Consider the following 16,812-nt stretch of genomic DNA (forward strand, 5'->3'; position numbering starts at 1 on the left):
TGGGTAACAAGGTAGTGGCACCCTGTGCCACTCGTAAAGACACCGGGTGTCATCAATTCAGGTGAATCAAATCCGCGTTCGAGCGCCCGCCGACGGGTGCGCGAAGGGCCCGCACCGGATCGTCGGTACGGGCCCTTCGAACTGCTCTGACCTGCGGAAACGCTAGCTCTCAGGCGTGCCTGGCACTGCTCAGCGCGGCCCTGATGCTGTCCACCACGACGTCCAGCGGAGCGTCGGTCCGGGCCACTGTGATGAGTACCTCACCTCCGGGGCTGGCACTCAGTGCGCTCGCGGCCGCCTCCTCCAGGGGGGTCACACTGGCACCGGGTGCCACCAGGGACCCCCGCCGTCTCACCCCCGGCGCCGCGGAGGCCCAGAAGGTCCGCCGGATCACCTCGAAGGAGTGGTCCAGCTGCGCCTCCACGTCGCCCCGGCCACCGGCCCTCAGCCAGCGCCGCAGCACGTGGTTGTGGGCCGCGACGACCGCCGCCGCCGACACCTCGGCCAGCATCGAGTCGTCCTCGCCGGCCCGCTGCCAGCCCGAGGGGATCTCGCCCCCGGTGTCGAACCGGCCCAGCAGGTAGCGGGTGAACAGCCGCTCGTACCGGGCCACCACGGCGATCTCCCGCTCGCGCAGCGCCGGCACCTGACGGATCAGCTGGTACCGGGCGACCGAGACCGCCGGGGTGGAGGCGTACATCCGCAGCACCTCCTTGATGCCGCGGCAGACCACGTCCAGCGGGTGCTCGTCGGCCTCGGCACTGGCCAGCAGGTCGGCCACCCGGACGAGGGTGTCGTCGTGGTCCGGGAAGATCGCCTCCTCCTTGGACCGGAAGTACCGGAAGAAGGTCCGCCGGGCCACGCCGGCGGCCGCGGCGATCTGGTCGACCGTGGTCTCCTCGTAGCCCTGCGAGGCGAAGAGCTCCATCGCCGCCGTGGCCAGGTCCTGACGCATCTGCTGGCGCTGCGCGGCCGCCCGGCGGTTGCCGGGATTCCCCTCGGCGCCGGCCCCGGACGGCCGGTCGGCGCCGCGCGGTCCGGCGGAGTGCTGCGGGGAGGCTGACTGAACCCGATCCATGCCCGGAACGCTACACGCCCCCGGCGCCGGCGCCGCGGGCCTTCCCCGTCGTACCGGGGCGACCGGTCCGGTCACGGCCGGTCTCGGCCAGCGCGCCGACACCGCCCCGGGGCTCCAGCCGGTGCGCGGCGGCCCGTACCCGGGCTGCCCCGGCAGGAGCGGTGCCGGGCCGGCCGGGCCCGTCCCGGTGGGGCCCGCGCCCAGCGGCGCGGCGCCCCCAACCGACGGCGTGGTCACCGGCGCGCGTGGTCGCGGAACCCGCGGCCGGTCTTGCGGCCCAGGCAGCCGGCCGCCACCAGGTGCTCCAGCAGCGGCGCCGCCGCCAGGCCCGGCTCGCGGAACTCCTGGTGCAGCACCTGCTCGATGGTCAGCGAGACGTCCAGGCCGACCACGTCCAGCAGCTCGAACGGGCCCATCGGGTAGCCGCAGCCGAGCTTCATCGCGGTGTCGATGTCGTCCACCGTCGCGTAGTGCTCCTGCAGCATCCGCACGGCGTCGTTCAGGTACGGGAAGAGCAGCGCGTTCACGATGAACCCGGCCCGGTCGCCGCACTCCACCGGGTGCTTGCGCACCTTGGCGCAGATCTCCAGCGCCGTCGCGGTGACGTCCGGCGCGGTCAGCACGGTGGAGACCACCTCGACCAGCTTCATGGCCGGCGCCGGGTTGAAGAAGTGCAGGCCGATCACGTCCTGCGGCCGCGAGGTGGCCGCCGCGCAGCTGATCACCGGCAGCGAGGAGGTGGTGGTGGCGAGCACCGCGCCCGGCTTGACGATCTTGTCCAGGGTGGCGAACAGCTCGCGCTTGACCGCGAGGTCCTCGGCCACCGCCTCGACCACCAGGTCGACGTCGGCCAGCTCGGTGTACTGCCCGACCGGCGTCACCAGGGCCAGCGCCGCGTCGCGCTGCTCCTCGGAGAGCCGGCCCTTGGCCACCGAGCGCTCCAGCGACCGGGCCAGCTGCGCCTTGGCCCGCTCGGCCTTCTCCTGGCTGCGGGCGGCCAGCAGCACCGGGTACCCGGCCTTGGCGAACACCTCGACGATGCCGGTGGCCATCGTGCCGGAGCCGCAGACGCCGACCCGGCGCACCTCCCGGCCGGGCGCCTTCGCCGCGGTGGCCCCGGTGGCGGCGCCGACCACCTTGGACGAGCCGGGCGCCTCGTAGGTGTAGAAGCCCCGGCCGGACTTGCGGCCCAGCAGCCCGGCGAAGACCAGCTGGCCGAGGATCGGCGCGGGTGCGTGCAGCCGGTCCCGGGACTGCTCGTACATGGCCTCCAGGACGGTCCGCGCGGTGTCCACGCCGATCAGGTCGAGCAGCGCCAGCGGTCCCATCGGCAGCCCGCAGCCGAGCCGCATCGCGGCGTCGATGTCCTCGCGGGTGGCGTACTTGGACTCGAACATCGCGGCGGCCTGGTTCAGGTACGCGAAGAGCAGCCCGTTCACCACGAAGCCGGCGCGGTCGCCCGCCGCCACCGGCTCCTTGCCGAGGTCGCGGGCGAACGCCGCGGCGTCCTCGGCGACCTGCGGGGCGGTCAGCACGGTGCGGACCACCTCGACCAGCTTCATGGTGTGCACCGGGTTGAAGAAGTGCAGGCCCAGCACGCGCTCCGGGCGCGCGGTGGCGGCGGCGATCCGGGTCACCGACAGCGCGGTGGTGCCGGTGGCCAGCACCGTCGCGGGCGGGCAGATCCGGTCCAGCTCGGCGAAGAGCTCCCGCTTCAGCTCCAGCTGCTCGGGGACCTCCTCGATCACCAGGTCCGCCGCGGCGGCGGCGTCGAGCGCGTGGCCGACCGAGATCCGCTCGAGCAGCGCGGCCCGGTCCTCGGCGGTGATCCGCTCGCGGGCGACGGCGTGCGCGGTGGCCTCCTCGATCCGGGCCAGGGCCCGGGCGGCGGAGTCCTCGGTGGCCTCGATGCCGATCACTCGGCGGCCGCTCTGCGCGACCGCCACCGCGACGCCGGCACCCATCGTGCCGAGGCCGACCACGGCGACCGTGGGGAAGGGACGCTCCATCTGTCCTGACTCCTTGTCATAAGGGCCCGCGCGCGCTCCGGCGGACGCGCCGCCGGAGGAGGGTCCGCGCGCGGGGGCATGGGGAGATGACGGTTGCGGCCCACCGGCGCAGCCGCCGGTCCGCTCCGGCCGTGCTGCGGGTGTGCCGTGGTACTCAGGCGCTCGGGGTGAAGGAAGCGACTCTGATACGAGGCGAGAATCCGGCCCGCCGCGACCCGCGGCTACGACCGGTGAAGACGCACCGCCCGCCGCCGGACCGTTCCGCGCGATCACGCGCCGGCCGGCGACCCCGTCGGTGCGGCTCCCGAAGCCCGACGGTGGTGCGTGCGGACACTGTAGCGAAGCTACTCGCCAGTAGGAAGGGGGCGGGCGCCACCGGATTCCCGGCCGCCCCGGGTCGCCGCCGGCCCGCGCCCGGGGCGGCCGGGTCCCGGGGTCCGCGGCGGCCCGGGGTGCGACCCGCGGGAGTGAGCGGGTGGACAGGCGTCCGCCGGAACCACCCGATAGGGGAATTCCCCCTGGTCGGCGGGCAGGACAGCATGGCCGCATGAGCACCGGAGCCGTCTCCTCCGCCGGCCTCGCCGACCCGTCCGAGCCCAGCCGGGGCGCGGCGCCCGCCGCCGCGTCCGGGCCCGCCGCCGCGCCCGACCCGTCCGCGGGCCCGGCGGCCGCCGTCGCGCTGCCGCCGCGGGCCGAGCGCGGCGAGCGGGCGCAGGCGGCCGTCGAGCGGCTGCGCCCGGCGGGGGTCGAGGCGGTCGCCGTCACGTGGGTGGACAACGCGGGCATCGCCCGGGTCAAGGCCGTCCCGCTGGACGGGCTGGTGCACGCCGCCGAGTGGGGTGTCGGCACGGCGCCCTGCTTCGACGTCTTCCTGGCCGACGACTCGATCGTCACCAGCCGGTCGATCGGCGGGCCCACCGGGGACCTCCGGCTCTACCCGGACCTCGACCGGGTGGTCCCGCTGGCCGCCCAGCCCGGCTGGGCCTGGGTCCCGGGCGAGCGGTACACCCAGTCCGGCGCCCCGCACCCGGGCTGCCAGCGGCTGTTCGCCCGCCGGATGACGGCCGCCGCCGCCGAGCGCGGGATCACCGTCAAGGCCGGTATCGAGGTCGAGTGGGTGGTCGCGCTCGCCGGGCCGGCGCAGGAGGAGCCCCGCTACCCGACCGACGGCCCGGCCTACGGCATGCAGCGCCTGACCGACCTCTCCGACTACCTGCGCGAGGTGCTGCACGCCCTCGGCGCGCAGGGCCTCGCCGTCCTGCAGATCCACCCCGAGTACGCGCCGGGCCAGTTCGAGGTGTCGGTCGCCCCGGAGGGGCCGGTCGAGGCCGCCGACACCTCCGTCCTGGTCCGCCAGACCGTCCGCGCCGTCTCCGCCCGGCACGGCCTGCGCGCCTCCTTCGCCCCGGTGGTCGAGGCCGGTTCGGTCGGCAACGGCGGCCACCTCCACCTCAGCCTCTGGCGGGACGGCCGGAACCTCGCCCGCGGCGGAGCCGGCCCGCACGGGCTGACGGCCGAGGCGGAGGGCTTCCTCGCCGGAGTGCTCGGCGCGCTGCCCGGGCTGCTGGTGCTCGGCTCCTCCAGCCCGGCCGGGTACCTGCGGCTGGTGCCCTCGCACTGGGCCGGCGCCTACCAGTGCTGGGGTCTGGAGAACCGGGAGGCGGCGCTGCGGCTGGTGACGGGCTCCACCGGGGAGCGCGCCACCGCGGCCAACGCCGAGATCAAGTGCTTCGACGCCACCGCCAACCCGTACCTGGCGATCGGCGGGGTGCTCGCCACCGGTCTCGCCGGGCTGGCGCAACGGCTCGCGCTCCCGCCCGAGTTCACCGGCGACCCGGCCGAGGCCGCGCCCGGCACGGTGCCCCGGCTCCCGGCGGGCCCGGGTGACGCGCTCGCGGCCTACCAGCGGTCGGCGGTGCTCCGCGAGGCGCTCGGCGAGCCGTTGTACGAGGCGGTGCTGGCCGTCCGCCGCGGCGAGAGCGAGCGCCACGCCTCGGCCACCCCGGAGCAGCTGGTCGCGGCCACCCGCTGGCGGTACTGACCGGTGCGCTCGCTGGAGGTGCCGGCGCTGGTCGACCACCACTGCCACAGCGTGGTGGTGGCCGACCTCGCCGACGGCGCGCTGGCCGGGCTGCTCACCGAGTCCGACCGCCCGCCCGCGCCCGGCACCACGCCGTTCGACAGCGCCCTCGGCCTGGCCGTGCGGCGCTGGTGCCCGCCCGCGCTGGGGCTGCCCGTGCACGCCCCCGCCGCCGACTACCTGGCCCGGCGGGCGGAGCTGGGCGCCGCCGAGGCCACCCGGCGGCTGCTGGCGGCCGCCGGGCTGGACACCTGCCTGGTGGACACCGGCCTGGCCGAGGCGGCCGGCCACCCGCTGCTCCCGCTCAGCGAGTTCGCCGAGGCGGCCGGCGCCCGGGTGCGCGAGGTGGTCCGGCTGGAGTCCGTCGCCGAGACCGTCTCGGCGCCGGCCGGGTCCTGGCCGGCCCTCGTCCGCGAGGCGCTGGCCGCGTCGGCGGCCGGCGCGGTGGCGGTCAAGTCGGTGGTGGCCTACCGGCAGGGCCTGGCGGTACCGGCCGAGCGCCCCGCCCCGGCGGCGGTGGTGGCGGCCGCCGGGGAGTGGCTGCGCGCCGGGCGCGGCCGGCTGAGCCACCCCGTGCTGCTGCACCACCTGCTCTGGACGGCCCTCGACGTCTGCGCCGAGCTCGGCCTGCCGCTCCAACTGCACACCGGGTTCGGCGATCCGGACCTCACCCTGCACCGGGCCGACCCGTCGCTGCTGACCGACTTCGTCCGGGCCGCCGAGCCGAGCGGCGTTCCGCTGGTGCTCCTGCACGGATATCCCTACCACCGGCAGGCGGCCTGGCTGGCCCAGGCCTTCCCGCTGGTGTACACCGACCTCGGGCTGACGGCCTCCTACGTCGGGCCCCGGGTGGCCGCCGTCCTCGGCGAGATGCTGGAGCTGACGCCGTTCGGCAAGCTGCTCTTCTCCACCGACGCCTATGGATTGCCGGAGCTTTACCTGGTGGGCACCGCCCAGTTCCGGCACGGCCTGGGCGCCCTGCTGGACGGCTGGCGCGCGGACGGCGCCTGCTCGGCGGCCGACGGCCGCCACCTCGCCCGGCAGGTCGCGGCGGACAACGCCCGTCGCCTGTACCGGCTCTGAGCGGCGGGCGGCCGCGGTGGCGGCCCGGGCCGGCCGGCCGGTGGAGCGTCCGGCCCTGGTCGGCGCGGTGCGGGCGCCCCGGCGGCGGCCCCTGACCGGGTGCGCCGAGCGGCCCCGGTGGCCCGGGAATTGTGGATCGTCTACGCCCCGGTGAGGGAAAGCGCGCGCGGGCCGGATATTCACCGTATGGATTGACACCGGGTCGGATCGGCCGGAGCCGCACCCCTCGGAAGTGGCCGAACGGTGTCGATTAGATGACTACCTCTTGCGGATTACAACGCATGTTCACTAGCGTCCCGATCATTCCACTGCACCTGCCATCCGCAGCTGCACGACGACTCGGGAGGGCCAACCCCTATGAGTGTTCCTCGGATCAGCCGGACCCGGTACGCCGCAGTGGGCGTCGCCCTCGCCGCGGCCAGTGCCCTGGCACTGCCTGCCGGGACCGCCGTCGCCGCCTCCGGGGCCGAGCCGACCACCGGGCCGCTGCTGAGCTACGTCGTCAACACCCAGGCCAACCACGGCCAGGTGCAGAAGGTCGAGAAGGCCGTCACGACCCTCGGCGGCACCGTGGTGTACTCGTACGAGCAGATCGGCGTGGTGATCGCCCGCTCGACCGACACCCAGTTCGCCGCCAAGCTGCGGAAGGCGAAGGGCGTCCAGTCGGTCGGCACCAGCCGCACCAAGGGCATCACGGCCGCCGAGACGCAGAAGGCCGAGGTCGCCGCCGAGCCGGTCACCGCCGCCGCGGCCGGCCAGGAGCCCTACTGGGCCAACCAGTGGGACATGCGTCAGATCGGCGTGGACAAGGCCCACAAGCTCTCCCTGGGCAGCCGCAACGTGACCGTCGGCGTGCTGGACTCCGGCATCGACGGCACCCACGAGGACCTCGCCGCCAACGTCGACGCCTCGCAGTCGGTCTCCTGCATCGACGGCGGCAAGCCGAACACCGACTGGGCGGCCTGGCAGCCGGGCCCCGACGGCGACCACGGCACCCACGTGGCCGGCACCATAGCCGCGGCCAAGAACGGCAAGGGCATCGAGGGCATAGCCCCGAACGTCAAGCTGGCCGCCGTCAAGGTCGTCGACGACGGCGGGTTCATCTACCCGGAGTACGCGATCTGCGGCTTCGTCTGGGCCGGTGAGCACAAGTTCAAGGTGACCAACAACAGCTACTACGTCGACCCGTGGATGTTCAACTGCCAGAACGACGCGGACCAGGCGGCGATCACCACCGCCGTGCGCCGCGCGGTCGAGTTCTCGCAGCGCAAGGGCGTCCTCAACGTGGCCGCGGCGGGCAACGAGAACATCGACCTCGCCCACAAGACCGTGGACGTCAGCAGCCCGGACGACACCACCCCGGGCACCCGCCCGATCACCCAGGACTGCCTCAACCTGCCGACCGAGCTGGACGGCGTGGTCTCGGTCTCCTCGGTGGGCGTCAACGGTGACAAGTCGTACTACTCCAGCTACGGCAAGGACAAGGTGACCGTCGCCGCCCCCGGTGGCGACCGGCTCTACCAGATCCCGGACACCCCGGACAAGAACGGCCGCACCCTCTCCACCATCCCCGGCGGCCGCTACGGCTACATGCAGGGCACCTCGATGGCCTCCCCGCACGCGGCCGGCGTCCTGGCGCTGCTCGCCAGCACCTTCCCGTGGGCGAGCCCGGAGGAGCTGACCGAGATGCTGACCAACCAGGCCGAGTCGCACGCCTGCCCGTCGGGCCCGTACAACCCGGGCGGCACCGGCAGGTGGGCGGCCACCTGCGAGGGCGGCGCGGACGACAACGGCTTCTACGGCGCGGGCATCATCAACGCCGAGAAGGCGGTCCAGTGGTGGCGCTGACGCGCTGACCGCACGGTAGGCGCCGACGGTCCGAGCGGCCGGGGCTGATCGAACCGAGGGGTGGGGAGCGGGACTTCGGTCCCGCTCCCCACCCCTCACGGGTACCGGCGGCGCCCCGGCCCTCACTCGAAGTGGTGGTCCCAGACCGTCTCGACCGCCGGCTTGCCGTGCAGGTCCGGCACCTCCTGGAGCCAGGCCGGCCGGCCGGCCCGGCTGGCGGCGGCCCGCCGGCGTTCGGCCTCGCGCACCTGCTCGGGCGTGGCGAAGCCGTCCGGCAGCCAGTCGCGGGAGCGCGCCGCACGGGCGGCGAGGTGGGCGACGTAGGCGTGCCGCACCGCCGCCACCGAGTCGAAGCCGGGCTCGTCGGCCAGCCACGCGTCGGGGACGAGCGCCACGACCTCCTCCAGCAGCGCGGGGGTGACCAGCGGCCCGAGCTCGTCGTCGGCCAGCGCGACGTCGGGGGCGTAGCCGCCGAGGGCGTGGGCGCTCAGGTCGTAGCGCTTGCCCACCGAGCCCGCGGCGCCGGACCAGCGGTGGTGGAAGACCAGCGCGGCGCCGTTGTCGATCAGCCAGAGCTTGCCGTGCCAGACCATCAGATTGGGGTTGTGCACGCTGCGGTCGACGTTGCCGGTGAGCGCGTCCAGCCAGACGACCCGGCCGGCCTCGGCCGGCCCGACGGGGATCATGCCGGGCCTGAAGTCGCGGGCGCCGGGCAGCAGGTCCATCCCGAGGTTGAGTCCGCGGCTCGCCCGGAGGATGTCCTGGACCTCCGGGTCGGGCTCGGCGCCGGCGACCGCCGGGTCGAAGTCGACCAGCCGGAGCTCCGGCACCGGCAGGCCGAGCCGCCGGGCCAGTTCACCGACGATCACCTCGGCCACCAGGGCCTTGCGGCCCTGCGCGGCACCGATGAACTTGACCACGTAGGTGCCGAGGTCGTCGGTCTCCACGACGCCGGGGACGGAGCCGCCGGCCCGCAGCGGATCGACGTAGCGCACTGCTGTCACCTGATCGAGCACATCCGTCACCCTAACCCGTGCGCTTGCGGGCCCGACCCGTTCAGCGGTCTTCCAGCGCCACCTCGCGCGCGTCCGCGAGCGCCTGCCGGACGGCGGCGGGGATGTCGGTGACCGGGAAGGCCACCCGGCGCACCACCCGGGCGCGGTCCAGCACGAGCACCGCCCGCTTCAGCCGCAGGCCCTGGCCGACGTGGAAGGTGGGCAGCCGCAGGGCGGCCGCCAGCCGGACGTCCAGGTCGGACAGGAGGGGGAAGGGGATCTCCTCCGCCGCCGCGAACTCCCGCTGTTCGTCGGGCCGTTGGGTGGAGACCCCGCGCAGCGCCAGACCGGCCGCGCGGAACTCGGGGTACGCCTCGCGGAAGAGTCGGTTCTCCAGCGTGCAGCCGACCGCGCCGGGGATGTCGCCCCAGCCCGGCGGCAGTGGCCCGGGGCGGCCGGTGGCCGGGTAGCAGAACAGCACGGTGGCGCCGGCCGCCGGATCGACCGGGTCCAGCTCGCCGCCGGTGTGCGCGGGCAGGGTGAGCGCCGGCAACCGGGTGCCGGGCAGCGCCGCCAGCCGGGCGGCCTCCGCGCTGTCGGGCGCGGCCGAGCCGGAGAGCGCGCCGTCGCCGAGCAGCCAGCGGTCCGCCCAGTCCTGCATCGCGACCAGGACCGGCAGCAGCGCCCGGCCGGCCTCGGTGAGCCGGTACTCGTGGCGCACCGGGGCGCTCTGGTACGGCACCCGGACCAGCACGCCGGCCTCGGTCAGGTGGCCGAGCCGCTCGGTGAGGACCTTCCGGGAGATGCCCAGCTCGTGCTGGAGCTCGTCGAAGCGCAGCAGGCCGCGCGCCGACTCGCGGACGATCAGGATGCTCCACCAGTCGCCGATCACGGCCGCCGACTGGGCGATCGCGCAGGTGGCATCCCGCGCGGGTACCTCTTTGAGCACCGTCGCTCCTCTCACGTCCAGGACGGTCCATCCTCGCACCCCCTTGCGAGTTCCGAAAGGGAACTTGTAAGTTCCTGATGAAAACTCACGCGGAACGAGTGCGCCTGAGGACGAACGAGAACGAATGGGGGAGCAGATGTCCGTCGCCTGGGCGACGCTGCGCCGCACCTGGACGATGACCTTCCGGGCCTACCCGTGGTCCTACGCCGTCGGCTGTCTGCTGATCGGCGTCTTCACCCTCGGCCTGTCCTACCTGGGCCTGCACGCCATCGGCGGCGGCTCGGTGGCCGAGGACTTCACCGCCCGCACCGGAGGCGCCGACTACCTCGGCTACATCGCGATCGGCGCGGCCGGCTACATGTTCACCGTCCGGATGCTGCTCTGGAGCAGCAAGGCGCTGATCACCGAGCAGCGCCAGGGCACCCTGGGCGCACTGCTGATCGCCCCCGCCGGGCGGCTGCCCTACCTGCTCGGCTTCACCGGGTTCGCGCTGCTCAACACCGCCGTCGAGGTCGGCCTGCTCGGCGGGTTCGCCGCGGTGCTCGGCGTCACGCTGCCCGCCTGGCACCCGCTCGCCGCCCTCGCCGGGCTGCTCGCGCTCAGCGCCGCCGTGTTCGCCGTCGCGGTGCTGCTCGGCGCGCTGATGATCGTCGCCGGCGAGGCGCACATCTCGCAGAACACCGTCTTCCTCGCCGTCTCGCTGCTCTGCGGCATCACCTTCCCCAACAGCTACCTGCCGGTGCCCGCCCGGTGGCTGGCCGAGCTGCTGCCCGTCACCTCCGCGATGGACGTGCTGCGCGGCGCGCTCGGCCGGGGGCAGCCGCTCACCGAGCTCACCGCGCGGCTGGTGACCTGCCTCGCCCTCAGCCTGGGCTTCCTGCTGCTCGGTCTGCGGCTGCTGCCCGCCGCCGAGCGCCGGGCCGCCGAGCGGAGCTTCTGAACCGCCTCCGAACGGAGCCCCCGACGCATGGACCACCCGAACCGGAGCCAGTGACATGATCCGCACCACCGCCCTGCGCAAGACCTTCCGCAGCCGGGAGAAGGGCCTCTTCGGCCCGCGCGACGTGAAGACCGCCGTCGACGGCCTCGACCTGGAGATCCCGGCCGGCCGGGTCACCGGACTGCTCGGCCTCAACGGCGCGGGCAAGACCTCCACCATCAAGATCCTCGCCACCCTGCTCCGCCCCACCTCCGGCACCGTCACCCTGGACGGCCTCGACCTGGTCGAGCACGCCCGCGAGGCCCGGCGCCGGATCAACCTGATCGCCGGCGGCGAGCGGATGGTCTACGGCAAGCTCACCGGCGCCGAGAACCTCCGCTACTTCGGCCACCTCTACGACGTCCCCGGCGCGGTTCTGCGCCCCCGGATCGGCGAACTCCTGGAGCTGGTCGGCCTCACCGGAGCCGCCGACACCCCGGTCGAGCGGTACTCGCGCGGCATGACCCAGCGGCTCTCGATCGCCCGCGGCCTGATCAACGACCCGGCCTACCTGCTGCTCGACGAGCCCACCCTCGGCCTGGACGCGCCGATCGCCCGGGACCTGCGCCGGGTGGTCGCCGCCCTCGCCGCCGAGGGGCGCGGCGTGCTGCTCACCTCGCACTACCTGACCGAGGTCGAGGAACTGTGCGGGCACGTCTACGTGATCTCCGGCGGGCGCCACCTCGCCGCCGGCAGCCCGGCCGAGCTCAAGGCCGCGACCGGCAGCCACCGCAGCGTCCGGGTCACCGTCACCAACCCCTCTCCCGAACTGGAGGCCGCCGTGGCCGACTTCGCGCTCCGCCTCGGTGTCCGCGCCGAGCTCGGGGCCACCGGCCAGGGCGGCCTGCTGGTCACCGTCCGCCATCCCGAGGACGTGGCCGGCCCGCTGGCGGGGGCGATCGTCGCCGCCGGCGGGTCGATCGGCGGGCTGGAGGTCACCGAGGCCACCCTGGAGGACGCCGTCCTGGCGCTCACCGACACCGCCCCGGCGCCCGCCGACGCCCGCTCGGAGGTGGCCGCGTGACCGGCCCGTCGACCGGGCCGGCGCACCCCGCGCCGCCCTCCCTCGAGCTGCTGCTGCTCGCCGCGGCCGACCGCGGCGCCCGGCCGCCCCACCCCGTCGGCCGCACCCTCCCGCCACCCCGCCCGGGCACCCGTCGCCCGCCCCGCCCGGACGGCGACCGCCTCGCCACCCGGCCGCTGCGGCACGCCGGCAAGGTGTTCGCCGCCGAGGCGCTGAAGCAGCACCGCACGCTCTTCGGCCAGCCACTGGTGCTCGCCTCGATGCTGGTCTGGCCGGTGCTCCAACTGGCCGCCACCTACTACACCCTGCACCCGATCGCCGCCGGCTCGGCCGCCGCCGCCCGCTGGCCGCTCGCCGCCGACCCGGCCAAGCTGCTCGGCTTCCTCGCGACCGGTGCGCTGGCCTGGGCGTTCTTCTTCTCGCTCGTCCAGTCCGCGTGGAACTTCGCCTACGAGCGCACCACGGGCACGCTGGAGCTGCTCTTCCTCTCGCCCGCCGACCGGCTGGTCCTGATGCTGGCCAACGGCGCCGGCGCACTGCTGCAGAACGCCTGGCTGCTCACCTGCTTCCTGGGCGCCGCCGCCTTCGGCTTCGGCAGCCTGGACGTCGCCGGGCCCTGGGTCTACCCGGTGGTGCTCCTCGCCCTGCTGCTGCCCGCGGTGGCCTGGGGCGCGCTGCTCAACAGCCTGATGGTGTTCTCGCGCGACTCCACCTTCGTCTACACCGTGCTGGACGATCCGATGTGGTTCGTCGCCGGGGTCCGGCTGCCGGTCTTCGCGCTGCCCGGGGTGCTGCGGGTGCTCGGCGCGGCGCTGCCGCTGACCGGCAGCCTGGCCGTGGTCCGCGGCGCACTGCTGGAGCGGGAGGGGTTCGGCGAACTCGCCCCCGGGCTCGGCCGGCTGGCCGTGCTCTGCGTGCTGCTGCTGGCGGGCGCGGCACTGGCGCTGCGCCTCGGCGAGGCGCGGGCGCAGCGGACGGGGGGCCTGCGCCTGTCCTGAGCCCGGCCCGGCGCGCCCCGGCCGGCCGGGACGCGGTGCCACCCCGAGCCCCTGCACCGTCCCGGGCCGTGCGCTGTGGTTGGCTAGCCGGTGAAACCGGACGTACCAGACGAGGAGAGCACGGTCATGGGACAGGTACAGGCCACCACCGAGCGGGCCTACGACGCGGCCCCCGAGCGGGTCTACGAGGCGCTGGCCGACTACCAGGTGACCCGCCCCAAGCTGCTGCCGGCGCAGTACAGCGAGTACGAGGTCCGGGTCGGCGGCACCGGCGCGGGCACCCAGGTGCACTGGCGGCTCCAGGCCACCGAGAAGCGGGTGCGGGACTGCCTGTTCACCGTCTCGGCGCCGACGCCGGACCAGCTGGTGGAGAAGGACGCCAACTCCAGCATGGTGATCACCTGGACGGTCGCCGCGGCCGGTGAGGGCCGGTCGAAGGTCACCGTCTCGGCCACCTGGCAGGGTGCGGGCGGCATCGGCGGCTTCTTCGAGCGCACCTTCGCGCCGAAGGGCCTGAACCGGATCCACGACCAGATCCTGGCCAACCTGGCGGCCGAGGTCCGCTGAGACCGGGCGCGTCCGGGCCGGCCGGGGAGGGCCGCCGGCCGCCGCCCCGGGCGCCGGACCAGCAAGAAGATTCGACGGCCTCGCCCACCCGTACGACAAGCAAGCCGTACGGGTGGACGGCCGCCACCTGCGGGTGACGACGGCCCCCGGGCACGGCGGAGCCACCCTAGGCTCGCCGCCGTGCATATGACGATCCTTCACATTTCACAGCCCGTCGACGGCGGGGTCGCCCGCGTCGTCGTCGACCTGGTCCGCGGCCAGCGCGAGGCCGGCCACCGGGTCCTGGTCGCCTGTCCCCGCGGCGGCCGGCTGGCCGAGGAGGCCGCCGCCGCCGGGGCGCTGGTCCAGGACTGGCCCGCCCGCCGCTCGCCCGGCCCGTCCGTCGCCGCCGAGGCGTGGCGGCTGCGCCGGATCGTCCGCGCCGCCGCGCCCGACATGGTCCACCTGCACAGCGCCAAGGCCGGACTGGCGGGCCGGCTGGCCATCCGGGGCGCGATGCCGACCGTGTTCCAGCCGCACGCCTGGTCGTTCGCCGCCGTGGACGGCGCGCTGGCCGCGGCCACCCTGCGCTGGGAGCGCTACGCGACCCGCTGGGCGCACCGCCTGCTCTGCGTCAGCGTCCAGGAGCGGGCCGACGGCGTCGCCGCGGGCCTGCACGCCGACTGGGCGGTGGTGCCCAACGGTGTGGACGTGCGCCACTACGCGCCCGCCGACCGCCGGGCCGCCCGGATCGCGCTCGGCCTCGACCTCGACGCCCCGCTGGCGGTCTGCGTGGGCAGGCTCTGCCGCCAGAAGGGCCAGGACGTGCTGCTCGACGCCTGGCCCGAGGTGCTGCGGCTGGTGCCGCAGGCCCGGCTGGCCCTGGTCGGCACCGGTCCGGAGGAGGCCCGGCTGGCCGCCGCCGTCCGGGAGTCGGCCGAACCGTCCCGGATCCGGCTGGCCGGGGAGGTGCCGGATCCGCGGCCGTGGCTGGCGGCGGCCGATCTGGTGGTGCTGCCCTCGCGCTGGGAGGGGATGGCGCTGGCGCCGCTGGAGGCGATGGCGGCGGGCCGGCCGGTCCTGTTGACGGACGTGCCCGGAGCCCGTGAATGCCTGCCTCCGGCTGAGCGGAAGTGCGCGGTCGTGCCGCCGGAGGACGCCGCCGCGCTCGCCACCCGAATGGCCGAAGCATTGTCCGACCCGATCGAGTGCGAGCGACGCGGTGCGCGTCTGCGCGAGCACGCCGTGGCGCGCCATGACGTGCGATCGGTGGTCGAACAGGTGGACGCGCTCTACCGCGATCTGCTGGGCGCCGGGCCGGCGGCCGGACGCCGCCGTGCCCGTGTCCCAGAGCGGATCTGATCGTTTCACATGCCGTGAATGCCCTCCGCTGGGAGCTGTCGTATTCGCACCCTCAACCGGTTTGTGGGCGAGGGGTGAAATCGGAAATACCTATTAATGGGCGGCTGGAATGAAATGGCAAGTCAACTTCCAGCATCCAGGGCCACGTTCGGTACTGTCTGATTTTGCCTGCTTCATTTCGATTTCACGCCGGGAATTCGCGAGAGAACCGAAAGCCGCCAGCGGCAGCAGGTGCAGTCAGGACCGCGCCCACCGGGCCGGGACGGCCGCCCCGGGTCAACCGGTGCCGGGCCGCCGTCACCCCGGGCACACAGCAGGGGAGTTCGTGCGCTGATGACCATTGACCACGACAGCGTGCCACGGCCCGGTCGGCCCCTGTCCGGCCCGCGCCGGCCCGCCACCGGACTGCTCGACCGCCCGGCCAGGTCCGCACAGACCCGCAGCACCCCGGCGCTCCGCCGCCACCGCCGACCGGTCCGCTCCCGGCTCGCCCTGCCCGTCACCCTGGCCGCCGTCGACGCCTTCGCCCTGTGCACCGCCACCGGGCTCGCCAACCGGGCCCTCGACCCGGCGGTCCGGGTCGATCCGCTGCTGGGCGTGGCCGCCCTGCTCCCGCTGCTGCTCCTGCTCAACCTGGCCGGCGGCCTCTACCGGGCCCGGCTCACCCTCTCCGTCCTCGACGAGCTCCCCGCGCTGACCGTCCGGGCCGTCGTGGCCACCGCCTTCGCCGTCACCCTGGCCGGCTGCCTGGACGGCCGCTGGCCCGACACCGGCCCCGCCACCCCGGCCCGGCTGACCGCGCTGCTCGGCGCCCAGCTGCTGCTCGCCGTCTGCGGCCGGACGCTGCTCTTCCACCTGGTCCGCCGGATCCGCCGCAGCCGGCCCAGCCCCGTACTGGTCCTCGGCGCCGGCCGGCTCGGCCGCCGGGTCGCCGAGGCCCTCAGGGAGCGCGGCGAGTACGGCATGCGCCCGGTCGGCTTCCTCGACCCGGACCCGCCGCTGCTGGCCGGCGACACCGACCTGCCGGTGCTCGGCGGCCGCGAGGTGCTGGAGCGCGAGGTCCGCCGCCACCGGATCCACCACGTCGTCGCCACCGCGGGCGCCGCCGACGAGGCCGAGACCGCCGCCGCCCTGCGCGACGCCGCCCGGCTCGGCTGCCAGGTCTGGCTGGTGCCCGCGCTGCGTGAGTACGGCTCCCTGGAGAACGGCCACTCGACCGGCGGCGACCACCTCTGGGGCTTCCCCTGCCTGAAGGTGGACCGCCCGGCGATGCGCCGCCCCGGCTGGGCCGCCAAGCGCGCCCTGGACGTCACCGCCGCCGGCCTCGGCCTGCTCGCCCTCGCCCCCGTACTCGCCCTGTGCGCGCTCGCCGTCCGCTTCGACACCGGCCCCGGCGTGCTCTTCCGCCAGCAGCGCACCGGGCTGGACGGCCGGGTCTTCACCGTCCTCAAGTTCCGCACCCTGCGCCCCAGCAACGAGCACGAGTCGGCGACCCGCTGGAACATCTCCCAGGACCACCGGATGGGCGCCGTCGGCAAGCTGATGCGCCGCAGCTCCCTGGACGAGCTGCCGCAGCTGTGGAACGTGCTGCGCGGCGACATGAGCCTCGTCGGCCCGCGCCCCGAGCGCCCCTACTTCGTCATGCGGTTCAGCCAGGCCTACCCCGAGTACGCGGACCGCCACCGCGTCCCGGTCGGCCTCACCGGCCTCGCCCAGGTCAACGGCCTGCGCGGGGACACCTCCATCGAGGACCGGGCCCGCTTCGACAACCGCTACATCGAGAGCTGGAGCCTCTGGCAGGACGTCAAGATCCTGTGCCGCACCGCGGCCCTGATGCTCCACCCGGACGGAAGCTGACCAG

The 16,812-nt window shown here is 74.9% G+C and carries 13 protein-coding genes; 9 read left to right on the plus strand and 4 right to left on the minus strand.

Going from position 1 to position 16,812, the window contains the following annotated elements:
* Positions 1-169 precede the first annotated feature (169 nt).
* Positions 170-1,078 (minus strand): TetR family transcriptional regulator, encoded by a 909-nt coding sequence (locus ABT263_RS06750; protein WP_352288296.1) that lies wholly within the window; start codon positions 1,076-1,078, stop codon positions 170-172.
* A gap of 233 nt (positions 1,079-1,311) precedes the next feature.
* Positions 1,312-3,087 (minus strand): 3-hydroxyacyl-CoA dehydrogenase family protein, encoded by a 1,776-nt coding sequence (locus ABT263_RS06755; protein WP_352288299.1) that lies wholly within the window; start codon positions 3,085-3,087, stop codon positions 1,312-1,314.
* Between the two features lie 547 nt (positions 3,088-3,634).
* Between ABT263_RS06755 and ABT263_RS06760 the strand changes: the two genes are divergently transcribed.
* From ABT263_RS06760 to ABT263_RS06770, 3 genes are all read left to right on the plus strand, one after another.
* Positions 3,635-5,128, plus strand: a complete 1,494-nt coding sequence (locus ABT263_RS06760) for a type I glutamate--ammonia ligase (RefSeq protein ID WP_352288302.1) — start codon at positions 3,635-3,637, stop codon at positions 5,126-5,128.
* Between the two features lie 3 nt (positions 5,129-5,131).
* Positions 5,132-6,250 carry an amidohydrolase family protein gene (locus ABT263_RS06765; protein WP_352288305.1) on the plus strand — a complete coding sequence of 373 codons (1,119 nt, stop codon included), beginning with the start codon at positions 5,132-5,134 and terminating at the stop codon, positions 6,248-6,250.
* 357 nt (positions 6,251-6,607) lie between these two features.
* On the plus strand, positions 6,608-8,098 hold the full coding sequence (locus ABT263_RS06770) for a S8 family peptidase (RefSeq protein WP_352288307.1): 1,491 nt from the start codon (positions 6,608-6,610) through the stop codon (positions 8,096-8,098).
* A 122-nt stretch (positions 8,099-8,220) separates the two neighbouring features.
* On the opposite strand, the gene ABT263_RS06775 is transcribed toward ABT263_RS06770, so the two are convergent.
* Together ABT263_RS06775 and ABT263_RS06780 are read right to left on the minus strand one after the other, a co-directional pair.
* Positions 8,221-9,114 carry a HipA family kinase gene (locus tag ABT263_RS06775; protein ID WP_352288310.1) on the minus strand — a complete coding sequence of 298 codons (894 nt, stop codon included), beginning with the start codon at positions 9,112-9,114 and terminating at the stop codon, positions 8,221-8,223.
* A gap of 40 nt (positions 9,115-9,154) precedes the next feature.
* Positions 9,155-10,042 carry a winged helix-turn-helix transcriptional regulator gene (locus ABT263_RS06780; RefSeq protein ID WP_352288312.1) on the minus strand — a complete coding sequence of 296 codons (888 nt, stop codon included), beginning with the start codon at positions 10,040-10,042 and terminating at the stop codon, positions 9,155-9,157.
* A gap of 124 nt (positions 10,043-10,166) precedes the next feature.
* Here ABT263_RS06780 and ABT263_RS06785 point away from each other — a divergent pair, with 124 nt between their 5' ends.
* From ABT263_RS06785 to ABT263_RS06810, 6 genes are all read left to right on the plus strand, one after another.
* Complete coding sequence (locus ABT263_RS06785) at positions 10,167-10,982, plus strand: ABC transporter permease (RefSeq protein WP_352288315.1); 816 nt, start codon at positions 10,167-10,169, stop codon at positions 10,980-10,982.
* A gap of 55 nt (positions 10,983-11,037) precedes the next feature.
* Positions 11,038-12,045 (plus strand): ABC transporter ATP-binding protein, encoded by a 1,008-nt coding sequence (locus tag ABT263_RS06790; protein WP_352288317.1) that lies wholly within the window; start codon positions 11,038-11,040, stop codon positions 12,043-12,045.
* Positions 12,042-13,043, plus strand: coding sequence for an ABC transporter permease (locus ABT263_RS06795; protein ID WP_352288319.1), 1,002 nt, complete (start codon positions 12,042-12,044; stop codon positions 13,041-13,043). The genes ABT263_RS06790 and ABT263_RS06795 overlap by 4 nt, the downstream gene beginning before the upstream one ends.
* Before the next feature lie 126 nt (positions 13,044-13,169).
* Positions 13,170-13,610, plus strand: coding sequence for an SRPBCC family protein (locus tag ABT263_RS06800; protein ID WP_352288320.1), 441 nt, complete (start codon positions 13,170-13,172; stop codon positions 13,608-13,610).
* 186 nt (positions 13,611-13,796) lie between these two features.
* Positions 13,797-14,951, plus strand: coding sequence for a glycosyltransferase (locus tag ABT263_RS06805; protein ID WP_352288323.1), 1,155 nt, complete (start codon positions 13,797-13,799; stop codon positions 14,949-14,951).
* A 333-nt stretch (positions 14,952-15,284) separates the two neighbouring features.
* Positions 15,285-16,808, plus strand: coding sequence for an exopolysaccharide biosynthesis polyprenyl glycosylphosphotransferase (locus ABT263_RS06810; protein ID WP_329490108.1), 1,524 nt, complete (start codon positions 15,285-15,287; stop codon positions 16,806-16,808).
* The last annotated feature ends 4 nt before the right edge of the window (positions 16,809-16,812 follow it).

The sequence above is a fragment of the Kitasatospora sp. NPDC001603 genome, assembly GCF_040298365.1.
Classification (GTDB): Bacteria; Actinomycetota; Actinomycetes; order Streptomycetales; family Streptomycetaceae; genus Kitasatospora.